At 54.8% G+C, this 15,872-nt stretch carries 16 protein-coding genes; 11 read left to right on the top strand and 5 right to left on the bottom strand.

Features of this window, described 5'->3' with window-relative positions; translation table 11 throughout:
* The first annotated feature begins 1 nt into the window (after window position 1).
* Window positions 2-1,183 carry an RsmB/NOP family class I SAM-dependent RNA methyltransferase gene (locus tag ACEW72_RS07565; RefSeq protein ID WP_373475772.1) on the top strand — a complete coding sequence of 394 codons (1,182 nt, stop codon included), beginning with the start codon at window positions 2-4 and terminating at the stop codon, window positions 1,181-1,183.
* A gap of 35 nt (window positions 1,184-1,218) precedes the next feature.
* Window positions 1,219-1,746 (top strand): hypothetical protein, encoded by a 528-nt coding sequence (locus ACEW72_RS07560; protein ID WP_373475771.1) that lies wholly within the window; start codon window positions 1,219-1,221, stop codon window positions 1,744-1,746.
* Window positions 1,747-1,770: 24 nt separating this feature from the next.
* Here the strand turns inward: ACEW72_RS07560 and ACEW72_RS07555 are convergent, their stop codons facing one another.
* Together ACEW72_RS07555 and ACEW72_RS07550 are read right to left on the bottom strand one after the other, a co-directional pair.
* Entirely contained in the window at window positions 1,771-2,256 is a 486-nt protein-coding gene (locus ACEW72_RS07555) for an RNA pyrophosphohydrolase (RefSeq protein WP_373475770.1), read from the bottom strand.
* Window positions 2,253-3,212: an alpha/beta hydrolase gene (locus ACEW72_RS07550; RefSeq protein WP_373475769.1), complete on the bottom strand. Its 960-nt coding sequence runs from the start codon at window positions 3,210-3,212 to the stop codon at window positions 2,253-2,255. Before ACEW72_RS07550 ends, ACEW72_RS07555 begins: the two co-directional genes overlap by 4 nt.
* A gap of 146 nt (window positions 3,213-3,358) precedes the next feature.
* On the opposite strand from ACEW72_RS07550, the gene ACEW72_RS07545 reads away from it, so the two are divergent.
* From ACEW72_RS07545 to ACEW72_RS07530, 4 genes are read left to right on the top strand one after another with little or no spacing between them, the layout of a single operon-like run.
* Complete coding sequence (locus ACEW72_RS07545; protein ID WP_373475768.1) at window positions 3,359-5,230, top strand: 2-oxoacid:acceptor oxidoreductase subunit alpha; 1,872 nt, start codon at window positions 3,359-3,361, stop codon at window positions 5,228-5,230.
* Window positions 5,231-5,264: 34 nt separating this feature from the next.
* Window positions 5,265-6,311 (top strand): 2-oxoacid:ferredoxin oxidoreductase subunit beta, encoded by a 1,047-nt coding sequence (locus ACEW72_RS07540; RefSeq protein ID WP_373475767.1) that lies wholly within the window; start codon window positions 5,265-5,267, stop codon window positions 6,309-6,311.
* Window positions 6,312-6,370: 59 nt separating this feature from the next.
* Complete coding sequence (locus ACEW72_RS07535; RefSeq protein WP_373475766.1) at window positions 6,371-7,333, top strand: metal-dependent hydrolase; 963 nt, start codon at window positions 6,371-6,373, stop codon at window positions 7,331-7,333.
* Window positions 7,330-8,727 (top strand): deoxyribodipyrimidine photo-lyase, encoded by a 1,398-nt coding sequence (locus ACEW72_RS07530; protein WP_373475765.1) that lies wholly within the window; start codon window positions 7,330-7,332, stop codon window positions 8,725-8,727. Before ACEW72_RS07535 ends, ACEW72_RS07530 begins: the two co-directional genes overlap by 4 nt.
* 6 nt (window positions 8,728-8,733) lie before the next feature.
* Here ACEW72_RS07530 and ACEW72_RS07525 read toward each other — a convergent pair whose 3' ends face one another.
* Both ACEW72_RS07525 and purF read right to left on the bottom strand, forming a co-directional pair.
* Entirely contained in the window at window positions 8,734-9,444 is a 711-nt protein-coding gene (locus ACEW72_RS07525) for an SDR family NAD(P)-dependent oxidoreductase (RefSeq protein WP_373475764.1), read from the bottom strand.
* A gap of 3 nt (window positions 9,445-9,447) precedes the next feature.
* The gene (purF, locus tag ACEW72_RS07520) at window positions 9,448-10,905 is read right to left on the bottom strand and encodes an amidophosphoribosyltransferase (protein WP_373475763.1); all 1,458 of its coding nucleotides are present in this window, start codon (window positions 10,903-10,905) and stop codon (window positions 9,448-9,450) included.
* Window positions 10,906-11,036: 131 nt separating this feature from the next.
* Here purF and hisI point away from each other — a divergent pair, with 131 nt between their 5' ends.
* Both hisI and ACEW72_RS07510 read left to right on the top strand, forming a co-directional pair.
* Window positions 11,037-11,396, top strand: coding sequence for a phosphoribosyl-AMP cyclohydrolase (hisI, locus tag ACEW72_RS07515; RefSeq protein WP_373475762.1), 360 nt, complete (start codon window positions 11,037-11,039; stop codon window positions 11,394-11,396).
* On the top strand, window positions 11,393-11,920 hold the full coding sequence (locus ACEW72_RS07510) for a hypothetical protein (RefSeq protein ID WP_373475761.1): 528 nt from the start codon (window positions 11,393-11,395) through the stop codon (window positions 11,918-11,920). Before hisI ends, ACEW72_RS07510 begins: the two co-directional genes overlap by 4 nt.
* A gap of 27 nt (window positions 11,921-11,947) precedes the next feature.
* Here ACEW72_RS07510 and ACEW72_RS07505 read toward each other — a convergent pair whose 3' ends face one another.
* Window positions 11,948-12,901 (bottom strand): SPOR domain-containing protein, encoded by a 954-nt coding sequence (locus ACEW72_RS07505; protein WP_373475760.1) that lies wholly within the window; start codon window positions 12,899-12,901, stop codon window positions 11,948-11,950.
* Window positions 12,902-13,142: 241 nt separating this feature from the next.
* Between ACEW72_RS07505 and ACEW72_RS07500 the strand changes: the two genes are divergently transcribed.
* The 3 genes from ACEW72_RS07500 to ACEW72_RS07490 are packed head-to-tail and all read left to right on the top strand — an operon-like array spanning window position 13,143 to window position 15,872.
* Window positions 13,143-13,862, top strand: coding sequence for an AAA family ATPase (locus ACEW72_RS07500; RefSeq protein WP_373475759.1), 720 nt, complete (start codon window positions 13,143-13,145; stop codon window positions 13,860-13,862).
* Window positions 13,863-13,883: 21 nt separating this feature from the next.
* The gene (locus ACEW72_RS07495) at window positions 13,884-14,501 is read left to right on the top strand and encodes a hypothetical protein (RefSeq protein WP_373475758.1); all 618 of its coding nucleotides are present in this window, start codon (window positions 13,884-13,886) and stop codon (window positions 14,499-14,501) included.
* A 30-nt stretch (window positions 14,502-14,531) separates the two neighbouring features.
* Window positions 14,532-15,872 carry an SPOR domain-containing protein gene (locus tag ACEW72_RS07490; RefSeq protein ID WP_373475757.1) on the top strand — a complete coding sequence of 447 codons (1,341 nt, stop codon included), beginning with the start codon at window positions 14,532-14,534 and terminating at the stop codon, window positions 15,870-15,872.

Genomic DNA, 15,872 nt, shown 5'->3' with positions numbered 1-15,872 from the left:
CATGAGGCCGGCAGCCCGTCTGCAATCGGCAATAGAGTTGCTCGACGCAATTATCATTGCGGCGAAAGAAGGGGGCGCTTCGGCTGACCAGTTGGCGAAGCTTTTCTTCGCCGAACGACGTTATGCCGGATCCAAGGACCGCAGGGCGGTGCGCGAGTTGGCTTGGCAGGCCATCCGCCGTTTCGGTGAACGCCCTGAAAGCGCTCGATCTGCCTTTGTTGCGCTGGCTGACGAAGATGCGGCACTGGTCGAACTGTTTGATGGCAGCGACTATGGACCGCCAATGATTGGTGCCGATGAACCTCGCGCCAAAGGCGGGCCGCTCCCGATATGGATTCTCCCGCACCTGAGCAGCCTGATCGAAGAGCATGAGCGATCCGCATTGCTTGATCGTGCACCACTGGACCTTCGGGTCAATGCGCTCAAAACCTCTCGGGAGGACGTAGCCGACCAGCTACCCGATGCGGAACTTCTATCGCAAACATCCGAGGCGCTGCGCCTGCCCACAGGCTATCAGGTTGAAAGTCTTCCATTGCTCATCGATGGTTTCGTTGAAATTCAGGACCTTGGCAGTCAGCTTATCGTCGATGCCTGCGCCGCCAGATCCGGCATGACTGTTCTCGATTTATGCGCGGGGGCAGGTGGAAAGACACTAGCTTTGGCAGCAGCAATGAAGAATGAAGGCAAGCTGATCGCGAGTGATACGAACCGCAACCGGCTCGACCAGTTAAAGCCAAGGGCAAACAGGGCTGGGGCGACCATGGTAGAAACCCGGTTACTGAATCCGGGTCGGGAAATCGAAATGCTCTCCGATTTGGCAGGCAGTTGCGAAATCGTACTGATCGACGCTCCATGTTCGGGCAGCGGAACATGGCGGCGGAATCCCGAAACGCGTTGGAGGCTGGACCCTGTCCGTTTGGAACGCGTTCTTGCGGAACAGGCAAAACTTCTCCAGATCGGTGCTGAAATGGTCGCTTCGGGTGGACATCTCGTCTATGCGGTTTGCTCCATCATCGCAAATGAGGGTCGTGGGCAAGTGGCAAGATTCCTGGATGCACATCAAGGCTGGCAGGCGGTTGACCCGGACTTGGGTGTTGGCCGCAAGGAAGGTGATGGGATAATACTGACACCACATCATGATGGCAGTGATGGATTTTTCTTCGCAAGGCTATTGAAGCTGTGATAGCGTCGCATTTTAAACAAATCTGGATTTTAATTATGCGTTTTTCTCCCGCCGCAATTGCCCTTTCACTGACACTTGCAATGATTTCAAGCGCCGGAATCGGCGGTCGCGCCGATGACGACATCGATCTACGCTCGGTAGCATTGTTGCAATCGGGCAACGACGCGATGGTGGCGGGCGATGTCGAAGATGCAATCGGCTGGTATGAAACTGCGTTGGCAGTCGATCCACGTAATCGCGCTGCCTACATTGCGATGGCTGGTGCCGTGCAGAAACAGGGATTGAACGGTAAGGCGATCCGTTTCTATAAGGAAGCACTCGAAATAGAGCCAAACGACCAGATTGCGTTAGCTGGACAAGCTGACGCAATGATTGCCAAGGGTGCAATTGAACCTGCGCGCAAGAATATCGCCCGACTAAAGATGCTTTGCCGTGCTGATTGCACCAAAATTGATAGCCTTACACTTGCCGCCAATAAGGCAAGCGAGAAGCCGCAACTCCAAGCCAGCGCCCTTGAAATCAAACCTACCATTGGTGAGGCGCCCAAGTCACAACCGAACTGAAGGGCTCCCGCCAAAATAATGCGTTCAGATCAGATCGCGAAATTCGACGACGATACTTTCATATAACCGCTTTTTAAACGGTACAATAAGTTGCGGCAGACGGTCGGGGTTAACCCACTGCCAGCGCGAAAATTCGGGATGTTCGGTTTCGATGTTGATATCGTTATCGGATCCTTTGAAACGCATCAAAAACCACCATTGGCGCTGGCCACGGTACCGGCCTTTCCAGATTTTCCCGAGTAACTCGTCGGGCAAATCATAGAAATGTTCTTCACGGCTGCGCGCGATGACATCTACCAAATTGGCGGGGATTCCAGTTTCCTCAACCAGTTCGCGCAGGGCGGCCTGTTCCGGATCTTCGTCTTCGTCGATCCCCCCCTGCGGCATTTGCCAGGCGTCACCTTCAGGCGCTTTGTCGATCCGTTGTCCGACAAATATTTTTCCTTCGGTGTTCGCAAGCATGATTCCCGCGCAAAAGCGGTATGGTAAATCGGCAAGTTTTTTGTTCATCTTGTTGCCATGGCTTCCACGAGCATGGATTTCAAGGCAGCAATATTTGCCTCGATGTCCTGCTGGGTCGAAGGGATGGCCTGACGAATGTTGATATGACCATGGATCGTGCCTTCGGCGCTTATATGTTCGACGCGGACGCCTGCGTTCTTCAACTTTTCAACAAAGGCAATGCCCTGATCGCGCAAGGGATCAAGACTTGCCGTTGTGACAAGGCTGGGCGGCATCCCGCTCTGGTCGAAGTTGAGCGGTTCCGCGCGGTAATCTCCCGGTGTTGCGGCATGGCCGTCTCCAAAATATGCCATCGCCTCATCGGTCAAAAGATAACCGGTCGCAAATTCACGCATGCTTGGCCAGTCGGCGTCCAGCGTGACCACGGGATAAATGGGATGCTGTACCAAAACAGGAACGTCGGCTGGCCTGTCACGAAGGGCCATAGTGGTGACAATGGTCAGATTGCCTCCGGCACTGTCGCCGGATGTAATGAGTCCCGTAACCTCCAGCCCGAGTTCGTCGGGACTCGTTGCAATCCAGCGTGCGGCCGCCTCGCAATCTTCGGCAGGGGCAGGAAAGGGATATTCTGGCGAAAGCCGGTAGTCGACTGATATGACGGGCAGGTCGAGCAGCCTTGCGACTTCGGCGCAATAGGGCTCATATGTATAGATGCTGCCGATGACAAAGCCGCCGCCATGGAAAAACACCATGACCGGGCCAGCATCGCGATTTTCTCGCTTGTCGTAGATCCTTGCAGCGATGGTTCCTGCGGGCCCCGGGATGGACACGTCCCTGATAACCGCCAGTTCGCCGACCGGCGCATCGGCCACATCACGCATTGCGGTGGTCATCGCTCGTGCTTCGTCAGCTCCTACTTCCCAGAATTTGGGGCCTGGCACCGAATTTAGAAATTGTAGGAACATTGCCACATCGGGCCGGATATAGGGGGTTGTGTCGCTCATCTCATTCTCCATCTTCGAAACTTGATAAGGCGACTATGGCAACAGGTCTAGCATATCCACATATAGTTTTTCTAACATTGCAGTGTGGTCGGAATGGGATTAGGCGAAACCGCAATAAAGAACTAATTTAAGACGGGCTGGAACGAATGGCTACGGCATTCAAGGAAGATCACACAGGCGCACACACGCCTGTTCATAGCGACGCGGTTGTCGTGCGCTTTGCCGGCGATAGCGGCGACGGGATGCAGTTGACCGGTGGGCAGTTTACGCTGTCCGCGGCGCTATCTGGAAACGACTTTGCGACATTCCCGGATTTTCCCGCAGAGATCCGTGCGCCAATAGGTACATTGTTTGGCGTTTCGGCATTCCAGATCAATTTTGGCTCGTCAGCCATTGATACGGCTGGCGATCAGCCCGATGTGCTGGTGGCGATGAATCCAGCTGCGCTGCAAACCAACGTCGGTGCTTTGCGCGAAGGTGGCCTGATTATTGCCGACACCGGCGAGTTCAATCAGCGTAACCTCGACAAGGCGAAATATAGCAGCAACCCGTTCGAAGACGGCAGTCTTGCCAAATGGCAGGTGCTGGCGTTCGACATCAGTGCGTTGACGCTAGAGGCGGTCAAGCCTTTCGGCATGGGCAATAAAGACGCGCTGCGCTGCAAGAATATGTGGACGCTCGGCCTCGCATTATGGATGTTCGACCGCGACCGTCAGCCCATTATTGATTGGCTGAATGCAAAGTTTGCAAAGAATCAGGTTCTGGCCGACGCCAACATTGCTGCCTTGAATGCCGGGCATGCCTATGGCGAAACGGCTGAGCTGTCCGGGCCGCTGAAGCAATATCATGTCGATGCAGCGCCAGCCCCTGCCGGTCTTTACCGCACGGTTACCGGCGCCGAGTCGATTTCTTATGGTCTGGTTGCCGGAGCCCAACTGGCTGGCCTCAAGATATTTTTTGGTGGCTATCCGATCACGCCGGCCTCGGCGATTTTGCACCATCTTAGCCGTCTGAAGGAATATGGTATCACCACATTCCAGGCGGAGGACGAGATTGCGGCGATTTGTTCAGCTATCGGCGCAAGCTATGCAGGGCAACTGGGTGTGACCAGTTCGTCGGGTCCCGGCATTGCGCTGAAGGGCGAGGCGATGGGCCTTGCGATCATGACTGAGCTGCCGCTTGTTATCGTCAACAGTCAGCGCGGCGGACCATCGACCGGGCTTCCTACCAAGACTGAGCAGTCCGATCTTTATCAGGCCGTCTATGGCCGTAACGGCGACGCGCCGATGCCGGTGATTTCGGCGCGCTCGCCAGTCGACGCGTTCGATTGCGCGGTCGAGGCGGTTCGGATTGCGGTGGAATATATGACGCCGGTAATGTTGCTGACAGATGGCTATATTGCCAACGCGGCTGAACCTTGGTTGGTGCCTGATCTGGAAAGCTACAAGCCGTTCCCCGTCGAATTCCTGGAAAGCGTGCCTGAGGACGGGTTCAAACCCTATTCGCGTGACCACAAATTGAAGCGGCCCTGGGTCAAGCCCGGCACGCCGGGCCTTCTCCACCGCATTGGGGGAATCGAGAAGGAAGTCGATACCGGTCACATCAATTATGGGCCAGCCAACCATCAGGCGATGACTGACATCCGTTCGGCGAAGGTGAACGGCGTTGCTGACAGCATCCCTGATCAGATCGTGGAACAGGGCGGTTCGGGCGCAAAGCTCGCGGTTGTCGGTTGGGGATCAACCTACGGCCCGATCAAGCAGGCCGTCCGTCGCAAGCGTGCCGAAGGCGTTGACGTTGCGCATATCCATATCCGCCACATCTGGCCCATGCCGAAAAATATGGGCGAGTTGCTCAAGAGCTTCGACCATATCATCGTGCCCGAAATGAATACCGGCCAGCTAAAGACCGTCCTGCGCGACCAGTTCCTTGTTGATGCCAAGCCAGTCAACAAGGTATCCGGTCAACCCTTTACCATCGCCGAAATTGAAGCTGCGATTGAGAGTGCTTTGGGCTGACGCGCAAGCGTTGTTGCCCCATTAAGGAAACGCCATGAACGATATGACCCCCATCAAAGCGACCACGCCCAAGGATTGGGAAACCGATCAGGAAGTCCGCTGGTGCCCCGGATGCGGTGACTATGCGATATTGAAGGCAGTGCAGCGCACGATGCCTGAAATTGGCGGGACGCCTGAAAACACTGTGTTTATCAGCGGTATCGGCTGTTCGTCGCGCTTTCCTTATTATATGGAGACCTACGGCTTCCATACGATCCATGGGCGAGCGCCCGCGGTTGCGACAGGCGTGAAGCTGGCTAATCCGGACCTTGATGTCTGGATCATCACCGGCGACGGCGATGCGCTTTCGATCGGTGGCAACCACACGATGCATCTTTTGCGCCGCAATCTCGACTGCCAGATCATGCTGTTCAACAACGAGATTTATGGACTGACCAAAGGACAATATTCGCCAACCAGCCGTATCGGCACCAACAGCCCTTCGACGCCTTATGGTTCGGTGGACCGGCCTGCGACTCCTTGCGCTTTCGCGCTTGGATCAGGCGCACGCTTCGTCGCCCGCGGCTTTGATGTGTCAAAGAACCTTCCCGAAGTTCTTAAAGCTGCGCATGCCCATCGCGGCGCGGCCTTTATCGAGATTTTTCAGAACTGCATCGTATATAACAAGGATGTATTCGAAGAATTTGCCATCCCAAAAGGCGCCGAAGGTCATCAGCTCTGGTTACGTAATGGCGAACCGATGCTGTTCGGAAGCGACAAATCAGGCGGCACCAAAGGCATCGCGCTCGATACAGAAGCACTGAACCTGAAGGTCGTCGATGTCGTCGATGGCGACTGGCAGTCCGTTGGGGTCATCGTCCATGATGCAACCAATCGCTCTGTGGCGCACATGCTGGTAGAAATGCCTTTTGGCGAATTTCCGATGGCCTTGGGCGTGCTTTACGACGATCCGCGTCCGACCTTCAACGATGTGGTCCTCGCGCAAAATGTATCCGCCAGTGTAGGGAAGACGGCTGATCTCGGCAAGTTGCTGGCGAAGGGCCAGACATGGACAGTCGAGGACGGCCATCCGGAGGTTTAACGTCGGCCCAGCCATATGCCGGTATTGCAAACCAAGCTTCACTCGGCCAGCTAGGCGGTATGGATAATCTTACTCATAGCCTGGTCGGCGCGCTTATTGGACAGATGGGGCTGAAGCGTAAAACTGGCCTTGCGATACCGACTTTGATCATTGCCGCGAATATTCCTGATATTGATGCGGTGGCGACCTTACTCGGTGGGTATCAGCATCTGGCTATCAGGCGAGGGATCACGCATGGGCCAATTGCGATGTTGGTCTTGCCGATCGTTCTTTGGGGCACCATGCTTTGGTATGATCGATGGCAAAACAGACGGGGCACCCGTCCGGAAAAACGTTTGCCCGTCGATGCAAAGTGGTTGTTGGCATTGGCTTATATCGGCTGCCTTAGCCATCCGCTGTTCGACTGGTTCAACAGCTATGGTATTCGTTTGCTCGAGCCCTTTTCCAGCCAGTGGTTCTATGGCGACACAATCTTTATCATCGATATCTGGCTATGGAGCGCGTTAGTGGCTGGCGTCTGGCTGTCGCTGCGTAATGAGCGGGCAGGAAAGCCGAATTGGCGTATTCCTGCCATGACGAGCATGGCAGCCATTTTCCTATACATTGCCGCCAATGGCTTAATCACTGGGCAGGCAGAGCAGTTGACAGCAAAGGCCGTGAAGGACCAACTTGGCATAGCTCCGGAATTGGTGGTGGCCAATCCGGTACCGGTACAATTCTGGAAACGCGAAATGTTGTGGCGCGACGCAAACCATTATGGGCAGGGCACATTTACAGCGCCGGACAGCATCATACTCGACCCGAAGATTGGCGCGCACCAAATCGCCGATGCCGCCGCGATAGCTGAAATGTCCCGGGACAAGAATACGACGGCCTTTTTGTTCTGGTCGCGGATGCCTGTACTGCGCGAAGAACAGCGAGATGCGTCAAAAGTACGAATCCTGTCTGACCAGCGCTTTGGCAATCCGCTGGTTCAGGACCGTTTCAGCGTTATACTTCCGGCCGAACGCGCCGCAAAATGACCCAGCCTGTCGTGCTCTGGTTTCGCCGGGATTTGCGTTTGGCGGATCAACAGGCGCTGGCGGCGGCTGTTGTCAGCGGCGCGCCGGTTATCCCGGTCTATATTCTCGATGACGAAAGCCCCAAACACCGCAAGATGGGCGAAGCATCCCGCTGGTGGTTGCACCACAGTCTCGTGTCGCTAGATGCCGATTTGCAGGTGCTTGGATCCCGCTTGATCCTGCGGCGCGGCAAGTCCGATGCGGTTTTAAGTCGCCTTGTCGAAGAAACGGGCGCAGCGGCGATCCATTGCATCCGTCATTATGAACCATATTGGCGCAATGCCGAAAAAGCGGTGGCAAAGGCGTTGCCCGATGGGTGCGACCTTAAATGCCATGATGGCAATTATCTGCTTCCTCCTGGGAGTGTCACCACAGGCAGCGGAGGGCAGTATAAAATCTATACGGCGTTCATGCGGGCATTGTGGCAGCATATGCCCCCGGCTCAACCTTTGCCATCGCCCGCAAAACTGGCTTTGCCCGTCTATTGGCCCGCAAGCGATGCCCTTTCGGATTGGGATTTGCTCCCCGTCAAACCAGATTGGTCAGGGGGCATGCAGCAGATGTGGACGCCCGGCGAGCATGGCGCCAAAGCGCGGCTGGATGCCTTTACCGACAAGGCGAAATCTTATGACGAACGGCGGAACCTGCCTTCGGTCGATGGTTCATCCTTCTTATCCCCCCACCTGCATTTTGGCGAAATTTCCGCTGCGACCTGCTGGCACGCAACAATGTCGGCGGGCGGATCTGTGGATGTATTTCTAAAGGAACTTGTGTGGCGGGATTACGCGCAGAATGTTATCTGCCAGTTTCCCGAATATGGCAGTAAGAACGCCCGCGAAGGCTTTGACAAGATGCCTTGGCGCGATCTTGCCGATCCGGCGGTAAAGGCCGATTATACCGCCTGGACAAAAGGACAGACAGGATATCCCATCGTCGACGCCGGGATGCGCCAGCTTTGGGCAACAGGTTGGATGCACAACCGCGTGCGGATGATTGCCGCGTCCTTCCTGATCAAGCATTTGCTCATCGATTGGCGGGCAGGGGAGCAGTGGTTTTGGGATACGCTTGTCGATGCCGATTATGGATCGAACGCCGTCAACTGGCAATGGACGGCAGGAACGGGCGTCGACAGCAATATGTTCGTCCGCATCATGGCGCCGCTGTCGCAATCGGAGAAATTCGATGCGTCCGGCTATATACGGCAGTGGGTGCCCGAGCTATCCGATTTGCGCGAACCCTATATCCACGATCCCGAAGAGCATGGAGCCCGCCCGAAAGGGTATCCCCGCAAATTGATCGGGCACAAGCAGGCTCGTGAACGGGCCTTGGCGGCGTTTGCGGTAACGAAGGGCTGAGTTATATTACCCGTCGACGTTGATGCGCGTGCCCGTTTCAAACTCGCGCTGTAACATATCGACAATCGCATTCGCGACGACCGACGGTTCTTTCACGGTCGACGGGTCTTCACCGGGATAAGCCGCGGCCCGCATTTTGGTGCGGGTTTTGCCGGGGTCGACGATGGCCACGCGCACGGCGGAAATATTCTTCACTTCCTCACCATAGCTGCGGACCAATGTTTCCAGCGCGGCTTTGGATGCGCCATAAGCCCCCCAAAATGCGCGCGGTGTAGCCCCTACCGACGAGGTGAGCGCGATCAGCCGTCCGGCCTCGCTCTTACGCAAAAGCGCATCAAACGAAGCAATCAGAACCTGCTGCGCGGTGATATTCAATGTCAGTAAACGGGCCAATTCTGCCCCATCAATGGCCGGAACCGGGGCAAGCGTGCCGAGCATCGCGGCATTCAAGACCAAATGGTCCAATTTGCCCCATCGCTCTGTTACGGCGGCGGCAAGTCGTCCAATGCTGTCGCCATCAGTGAGATCAAGCGGTGCGATTGTTGCGTTTCCGCCAGCTTCAAAGATTTCATCCTCTACCGATTCCAAATCCTTGGCGGTGCGGGCGGTGATGATGACATGAGCGCCTTGTGCGGCGAGCGCTTTTGCTGTTGCTGCGCCGATTCCCCGGCTGGCACCGGTGACCAATGCGACCTTTGAGTCAAAAATTCTTGTCATGGATCACGCGAGCTTTCGTTCGCCTAGCAAGATGAGATCACCGGCTTCGGCTTCTTCATGGTCGGTCAAGCTTGTGGGGTAATCGCCGGTAAAGCAGGCATCGCAATATTGCGGCTTGTTTGTATTACGGGATTCTTCGCCCAACGCCCGATAAAGCCCGTCAATCGACAAGAATGCCAAGCTATCGGCTTGAATGAATTCACGCATTTCCTCGACGTCCATGCGGCTGGCCAACAGTTTTGACCGCTCTGGTGTGTCGACACCATAAAAACAACTGTTCATTGTGGGTGGGCTGGCGATACGCATATGTACTTCGGCAGCGCCGGCCTCTCGCATCATCTGGACAATTTTAAGTGAAGTCGTACCACGGACAATAGAATCGTCGATGAGTACGATTTTCTTGCCGGCAACCAAGTTTTTGTTGGCATTATGCTTGAGCTTTACGCCCAGATGGCGAACACCGTCCCCCGGCTGGATGAAAGTCCGCCCTACATAATGCGAACGGATAATGCCCAGTTCAAACGGAATGCCAGCCGCTTCGGCATAACCGATTGCGGCAGGTGTGCCGCTGTCCGGAACGGGGATTACATAATCCACATCGACGCCATTTTCACGCGCCAGTTCCGCACCGATGGCCTTACGAACAGAATAGACGCTTCTGCCGTCTACGATTGAATCAGGGCGGGAAAAATATACATGTTCGAAAATGCAGGGGCGTTGTGACACCGGAATGAACGGCTTGTGCGAATGGATGTCGCCGTTCCGCACGATAATCAACTCGCCTGGTTCAACCGCTCTTACTAATTCTGCACCCACGATATCGAGGGCAACCGTTTCGGAAGCGAATATGATTGTGTCGCCAAGCTTGCCCATGACCAACGGGCGAATGCCGAGAGGATCGCGGCACGCGATCATGCCTTCTGTTGTGAGGCAGATCAGCGAATAAGCTCCCTCGACCCGCTTCAACGCGTCAATAAGGCGGTCCAATAACATCCGGTAACCCGAAGTAGCCACGAGATGGATGATGACTTCGGTATCTGATGTCGATTGAAAAATCGAGCCACGGCGCACCAGGTCTTTGCGGATGGCCATTGCGTTGGAAATATTGCCATTATGCGCGATGGCGAAGCCGCCCGTCGCCAAATCGGCATACAGCGGTTGCACGTTCCTAAGCGATGTTTCGCCTGTCGTTGAATAGCGGACATGACCAACTGCAGTGCGCCCAACCAAGCCGCCGATAATCTCTTCACGGTCAAAATTGCCTGCGACATGACCCATTGCTCGGTGGGTGTGGAAATCATGGCCGTCAAAGCTGCTTATACCAGCCGCTTCCTGTCCCCGGTGCTGAAGGGCATGAAGGCCAAGCGCCACCATAGCCGAGGCGCCCTCAGTGTCATAGACGCCAAAAATCCCGCACTCTTCACGCAGTTTGTCGTCATCAAAAGGGTCGGTGGTCAGCATTTGTATCGAATCCCGCTGCGCTTCGCTGGGTGCATATAGGCACGCTTGTGCCGATTGTCTTCCCCCTTGTCGTGATAGTGTCATAAAGAAATTGTTGGCGCGGTTTTTCAGCTTGGGTTAGTCGCATGTGCATGACTGAAATACGCGAGACAGGGCTCACGCTCGATCCGAAATTTGATGCCAATGGTCTCTTGACCGCGGTTGTTACCGATTCAGCGGATGGCTGCGTATTGATGGTGGGTCACATGAATGCTGCGTCATTGGCAAAAAGTCAGGAAACGGGAACTGTCGTCTTTTTTTCGCGCAGTCGGCAGCAGCTTTGGCAAAAAGGCGAAACCAGCGGACACATTCTGAAAATTAAGGAAATGCGGATCGATTGTGACCAGGATGCAATCTGGATAATCGCACAACCCGAAGGACCAACTTGCCATACGGGCGAGCGCAGTTGTTTTTACCGGCAAATCGAAAACGGAAAGTTGAAACGACTTTGAAATTTTCGATTGTCTTTTTAGGTGTCGCTGCGTCGCTGCTGCTTGCGTGTACCGAAAACAGATCTGCTGATCCCAAGGTTTCCTCGGACGCAGGTGATGCTTTGGATTCGCAAGCCGTCTCTGCCGGAATTTTACCTGACCCCAAGGACGTGGAATTTGCAGGTCGTTACGAAACCCGCAGTGAATTAGGCGCCGATAAATTCTGCGCCGTCGCGAATGGATCAAACAGCTATAAAATCGGATTTTTGGCCGTTTTCGGGTCCGAAAGCAAATGCGAAGGCACCGGGACTGCATCGATTGACGGCGAAAATGTCCGTGTGGTTCTTGCAGGCAAAGGAAATTGCGCTTTTAATGCCAGATATGACGGCATTGAGCTGCGTTTCCCCGGCGTAGTTGAACGCGAATGTTCTACATATTGTTCTGCCAAAGCGAGTATGTCCGGCACACATTATTTCATGGTTCAACCCGGAAATGACGCGGCCCGCGGAACGTTAGGACGCAAGATAGAACGGTTATGTGATTAGCCGGGTCCCTGTTTAGGGTCGATGACCCTAAACAGGGACCACAAGACATGCCTGACCCGCAGCCTTCAACTTTGTGCACATCGTATCCGCGGCGGATTTGCTCGCAAAAGGGCCAACCTGGAGTTTTGTGATTTTTCCGCTGGCTTTATAGACAGGCTGAAGTGCTGCGATCTCTGGACGATCACGCTTTAACGTAGCCCAAAGCTTCTTTGCGTTCGCGTCTTCTCCAAACGCGCCAAGCTGAATTCGCCACGGACTGACAGTATTTGTTGGAGCCGAAGGAGCAGGCTTTACAGCAGTCGATTCTTTGCTGGACGACGGGGGTAAGTCAGCCTGCTTGGTCGTTTTTGCCGGGGGTGTCGTATTGATCGGGAAGCCGTCTGCCGACGCCGTTGCAACACGGCTGCTGCGTTGTTCAAGATTCCCTGCCAGCACCGTCGCCGCTTGCCGTTGTTCAAGCGGAATATATTTGTCCATTTGTGCGAGACTTTCCGATGCAGGAGTCATACCCGACGACGACGCTAATGACATCAAGGCATATGCGCGCACCCAGTCTTTAGCGATATTGGTGCCATTAAAAAGTTCGGTAGCCAGCAAATATCGCGCGCGTGGATCGCCCCGGTCAGATGATGATTGCAAGATCGGAAGGGCTTCAGCGACTTTTCCCTGATAATGAAGCAGATGGCCGTAGCTATCTAGGGCCTTCTGATGTCCTTGGGCGGCCGCTTTTTTATACCATTCCAGGGCGAAGTTCAGGTCGGTGGGAACACCGCGTCCTGTTTTATATGCTTGCCCCATATTAAATTGCGCGTCGGGATCACCATTAAGCGCGGGGTCGCGCCATTGTTTGACCGCCTGATCATATTCGCCGCGGCTCCACGCATCGACACCATCTTTGACATCGGCTGCGGCCGGTTGGGAAATCAGCGCAAGCGCCAAGGCGGCGAATGTAATCTTTGAAAGGTGCGACCCTATCTTCATTTGTATCCTCCAAGACTTGATTTATTTGTCCAATATCGCACAAATGTGAAAATGGTAAATCAATCCGATTAATTTGTTAACCATGACGATATGTCAATCCACAAGCGATGACGCCGACTTATAGATTAAGTGTTATGCGATGCCAGCCAATATTCAACGGGCAAATTCCCCGGCAGCGTTAACGGATTTTTAGCCCTGTTCTGTCACATCCCCATTTGAAACATTTACAAAGGGGAATGATGTGAGGGTTCTCGCATTAGCATCACAGAAGGGCGGGTCGGGCAAAACCACGCTTTCTGGCCACTTGGCGGTTCAGGCACAACTTGCCGGTGCCGGACCAGTCGTATTGATCGACATCGATCCGCAAGGTTCTCTCGCCGATTGGTGGAATGAACGCGAAGCTGAGCTTCCCGCTTTTGCACAAACCACGGTCGCACGTCTTGCTGCTGATCTTGCGGTGCTTCGGCAACAGGGTTTTAAGCTGGCGGTCATTGATACCCCGCCTGCCATTACCATGGCGATTCAGAGTGTTATTTCGGTTTCAGAATTGATCGTCGTACCAACCCGGCCAAGTCCGCATGATTTGCGCGCTGTGGGTGCAACGGTTGATTTGTGTGAACGCGCTGGCAAGCCATTGATCTTCGTGGTCAACGCGGCGACGCCCAAGGCCAAGATCACTTCGGAAGCCGCCGTTGCCCTTTCGCAGCACGGAACGGTGGCGCCTATCACGTTGCACCACCGCACGGATTTCGCCTCGTCGATGATTGACGGTCGCACGGTTATGGAAATCGACCCTAACGGCAGATCGTCGCAAGAGGTCATCCAGCTATGGGCCTATATTTCCGATCGATTGGAAAAGAATTTTCGTCGCACCGTCTTTAGTGCTCCAGCCGCAGCAAGCAATCAACAGATTGCCACCGCAAGACCGATGGGTGGCTTTGGCCGCCGGGTCGTAGGTTAAGCGAAAAGAGGGGCAAAGAAAATGGGCGAACCTAAACCAATTGCATCACTTTCCGGAATTCTGCTGGCCCGCAAGGGTCTGGCACGTCCTGCCATGCGTCGGCCATCGATGCTCGGTAGCAACGGAAATGCGGCACTGTCACAAGATGATCTCGGCTGGAACGACATGGGCTATGATGTCGACCCTGACCCCAATACGCCTATGGATTACGATCACGGCTTTCACGGGCAAAACATGCTTGCCGGTGCGGTTCCCGAAGTCAAGAACCAGCAAGAGCGCATCTTTGGAGAGTTTGATCCAGGAAAGGATGTCGGTTTTGAAAGTCTTGGCGGCGAAGAACCCGAGATTGAATCTATGCTTACAATTGTCAGCATGACGCCTGAACCCCAGGTTCAACCAATTGTGCGTCGTGGCAAGACAGATGCGCCCCGATCGCGGGCGCGTTCAAAGCCGGGTATGAAAGAAAAAGCCGCGTTTACACTGCGTCTGGATGGCGAACGCCACCTGAAACTACGCTTGGCATGTGCGGTGAGACATCAATCCGCACAAAATCTGGTGACAGATGCGCTCGACGCGTATCTCGAATCCATGCCAGAAATCGGACATCTAGCCGCAAATGTTCCGACGAAAAAACATTGACCCCGAGTTGCGCTTTTTTGAGGTGATACCATGAATAGCAATTTTGTTGTGAAGCTCGCACTATCGACTGCTTTTGTAGCGGTTCCCGCGATGACAACGTCGACCGCCGGTTTCGGTAGCACTGAAAATGTATCGGCCAAAAAGGCTGGACCTGAAAAAGCTTATGGCTGGGCGAAAAAAGCGGAAAATGCTCTGGCAAAGGGCAAGGCAGATCGCGCGTTGACCTTCGCCGAGCTTGCTGTCGAAGCCGATCTGCAAAATCGCGATTATCGGGGACTGTTGGCACGCATCTATATGTCGCAGGGTCGGTTCGTTTCGGCGGAGCGAACATTGATGGATGTTATGGAATTGGGACAGGTCGATCCGCGCACTGTTATCAGCCTAGCACTGTCCCGAATTGCCCAGGGGAATGTCGATTCAGCTGTTATGCTGGTCGAAGCCAACCGTTCAATCGTGCCAGTGAGCGACTATGGCTTAACATTGGCGCTTGCAGGTCGTTCGGCAGAAGCCATCAACATTCTGACCGATGCAATCCGATTGGACGGAGCGACAGCTCGCACCCGTCAAAATCTTGCGCTGGCTTATGCACTTGATGGACGCTGGCGTGATGCGCGTGTTATGGCATCGCAAGATATGGCGCAAACGGCGGTCAACGACCGTATCGCCGAATGGGCGCAGTTTGCCCGCCCTGAAGCCTATACATTGCGCGTTGCCGGACTTCTTAAAGTGCGTGTGAACATGGCCGATACCGGGCAGCCGGTCAGATTGGCCCTGAATTCCGCCACGACGCCCGGGCTCGCCCTGGCCGACGCACCAATGGCGCCCGCTGCAGTCGCGGTAGAAGCCCCCGAAGTAGAACTCGCGGCCATCGGACCTGCGCCGGTTGCGGATAGCGTTGGGTTTGCCGCCGTAGAACAGGCCGTCAAGATGATGGAACCTGCTCCAATTACAAAAATGTCGGATGCGGAATTGATAAAGGCGGCGGACGGTCCGGCAAAGACCGTGGCCCCGGTCGTTCCTGTAAAGCTGGCTTTGGCTGACGTGCCGACGACCAAATCAAAAACAGTGACTTCGACTTATCTGGTTCAACTTGGTGCATTTTCAAACACCCAAAATGCCACTGCTGCCTGGAATAAATATCGTCGGAATTACAAGGCATTGAGTGGCAAGAATTCGACCAGCTCGACTGTCACCGTAAACGGGAAAAAGCTGGTGCGCCTTGCTGCCGCGGGTTTTGCCAATGCATCGGCGGCCAATGCGGCTTGTATGCGGATTAAATCGCAGGGCGGTTCGTGCCTTGTCCGAAATACAGCCGCCGACAAACCTGTTCGGATGGCCAGAGTTGCCGGTCAACGGATTGCCGCACGCTAA

The sequence above is a fragment of the Sphingorhabdus sp. genome, from assembly GCF_041737645.1.
Lineage (GTDB): Bacteria > Pseudomonadota > Alphaproteobacteria > Sphingomonadales > Sphingomonadaceae > Sphingorhabdus_B.
Note: the sequence above shows the minus strand (reverse complement) of the source record. Positions and strands in the feature narration are given on the sequence as shown.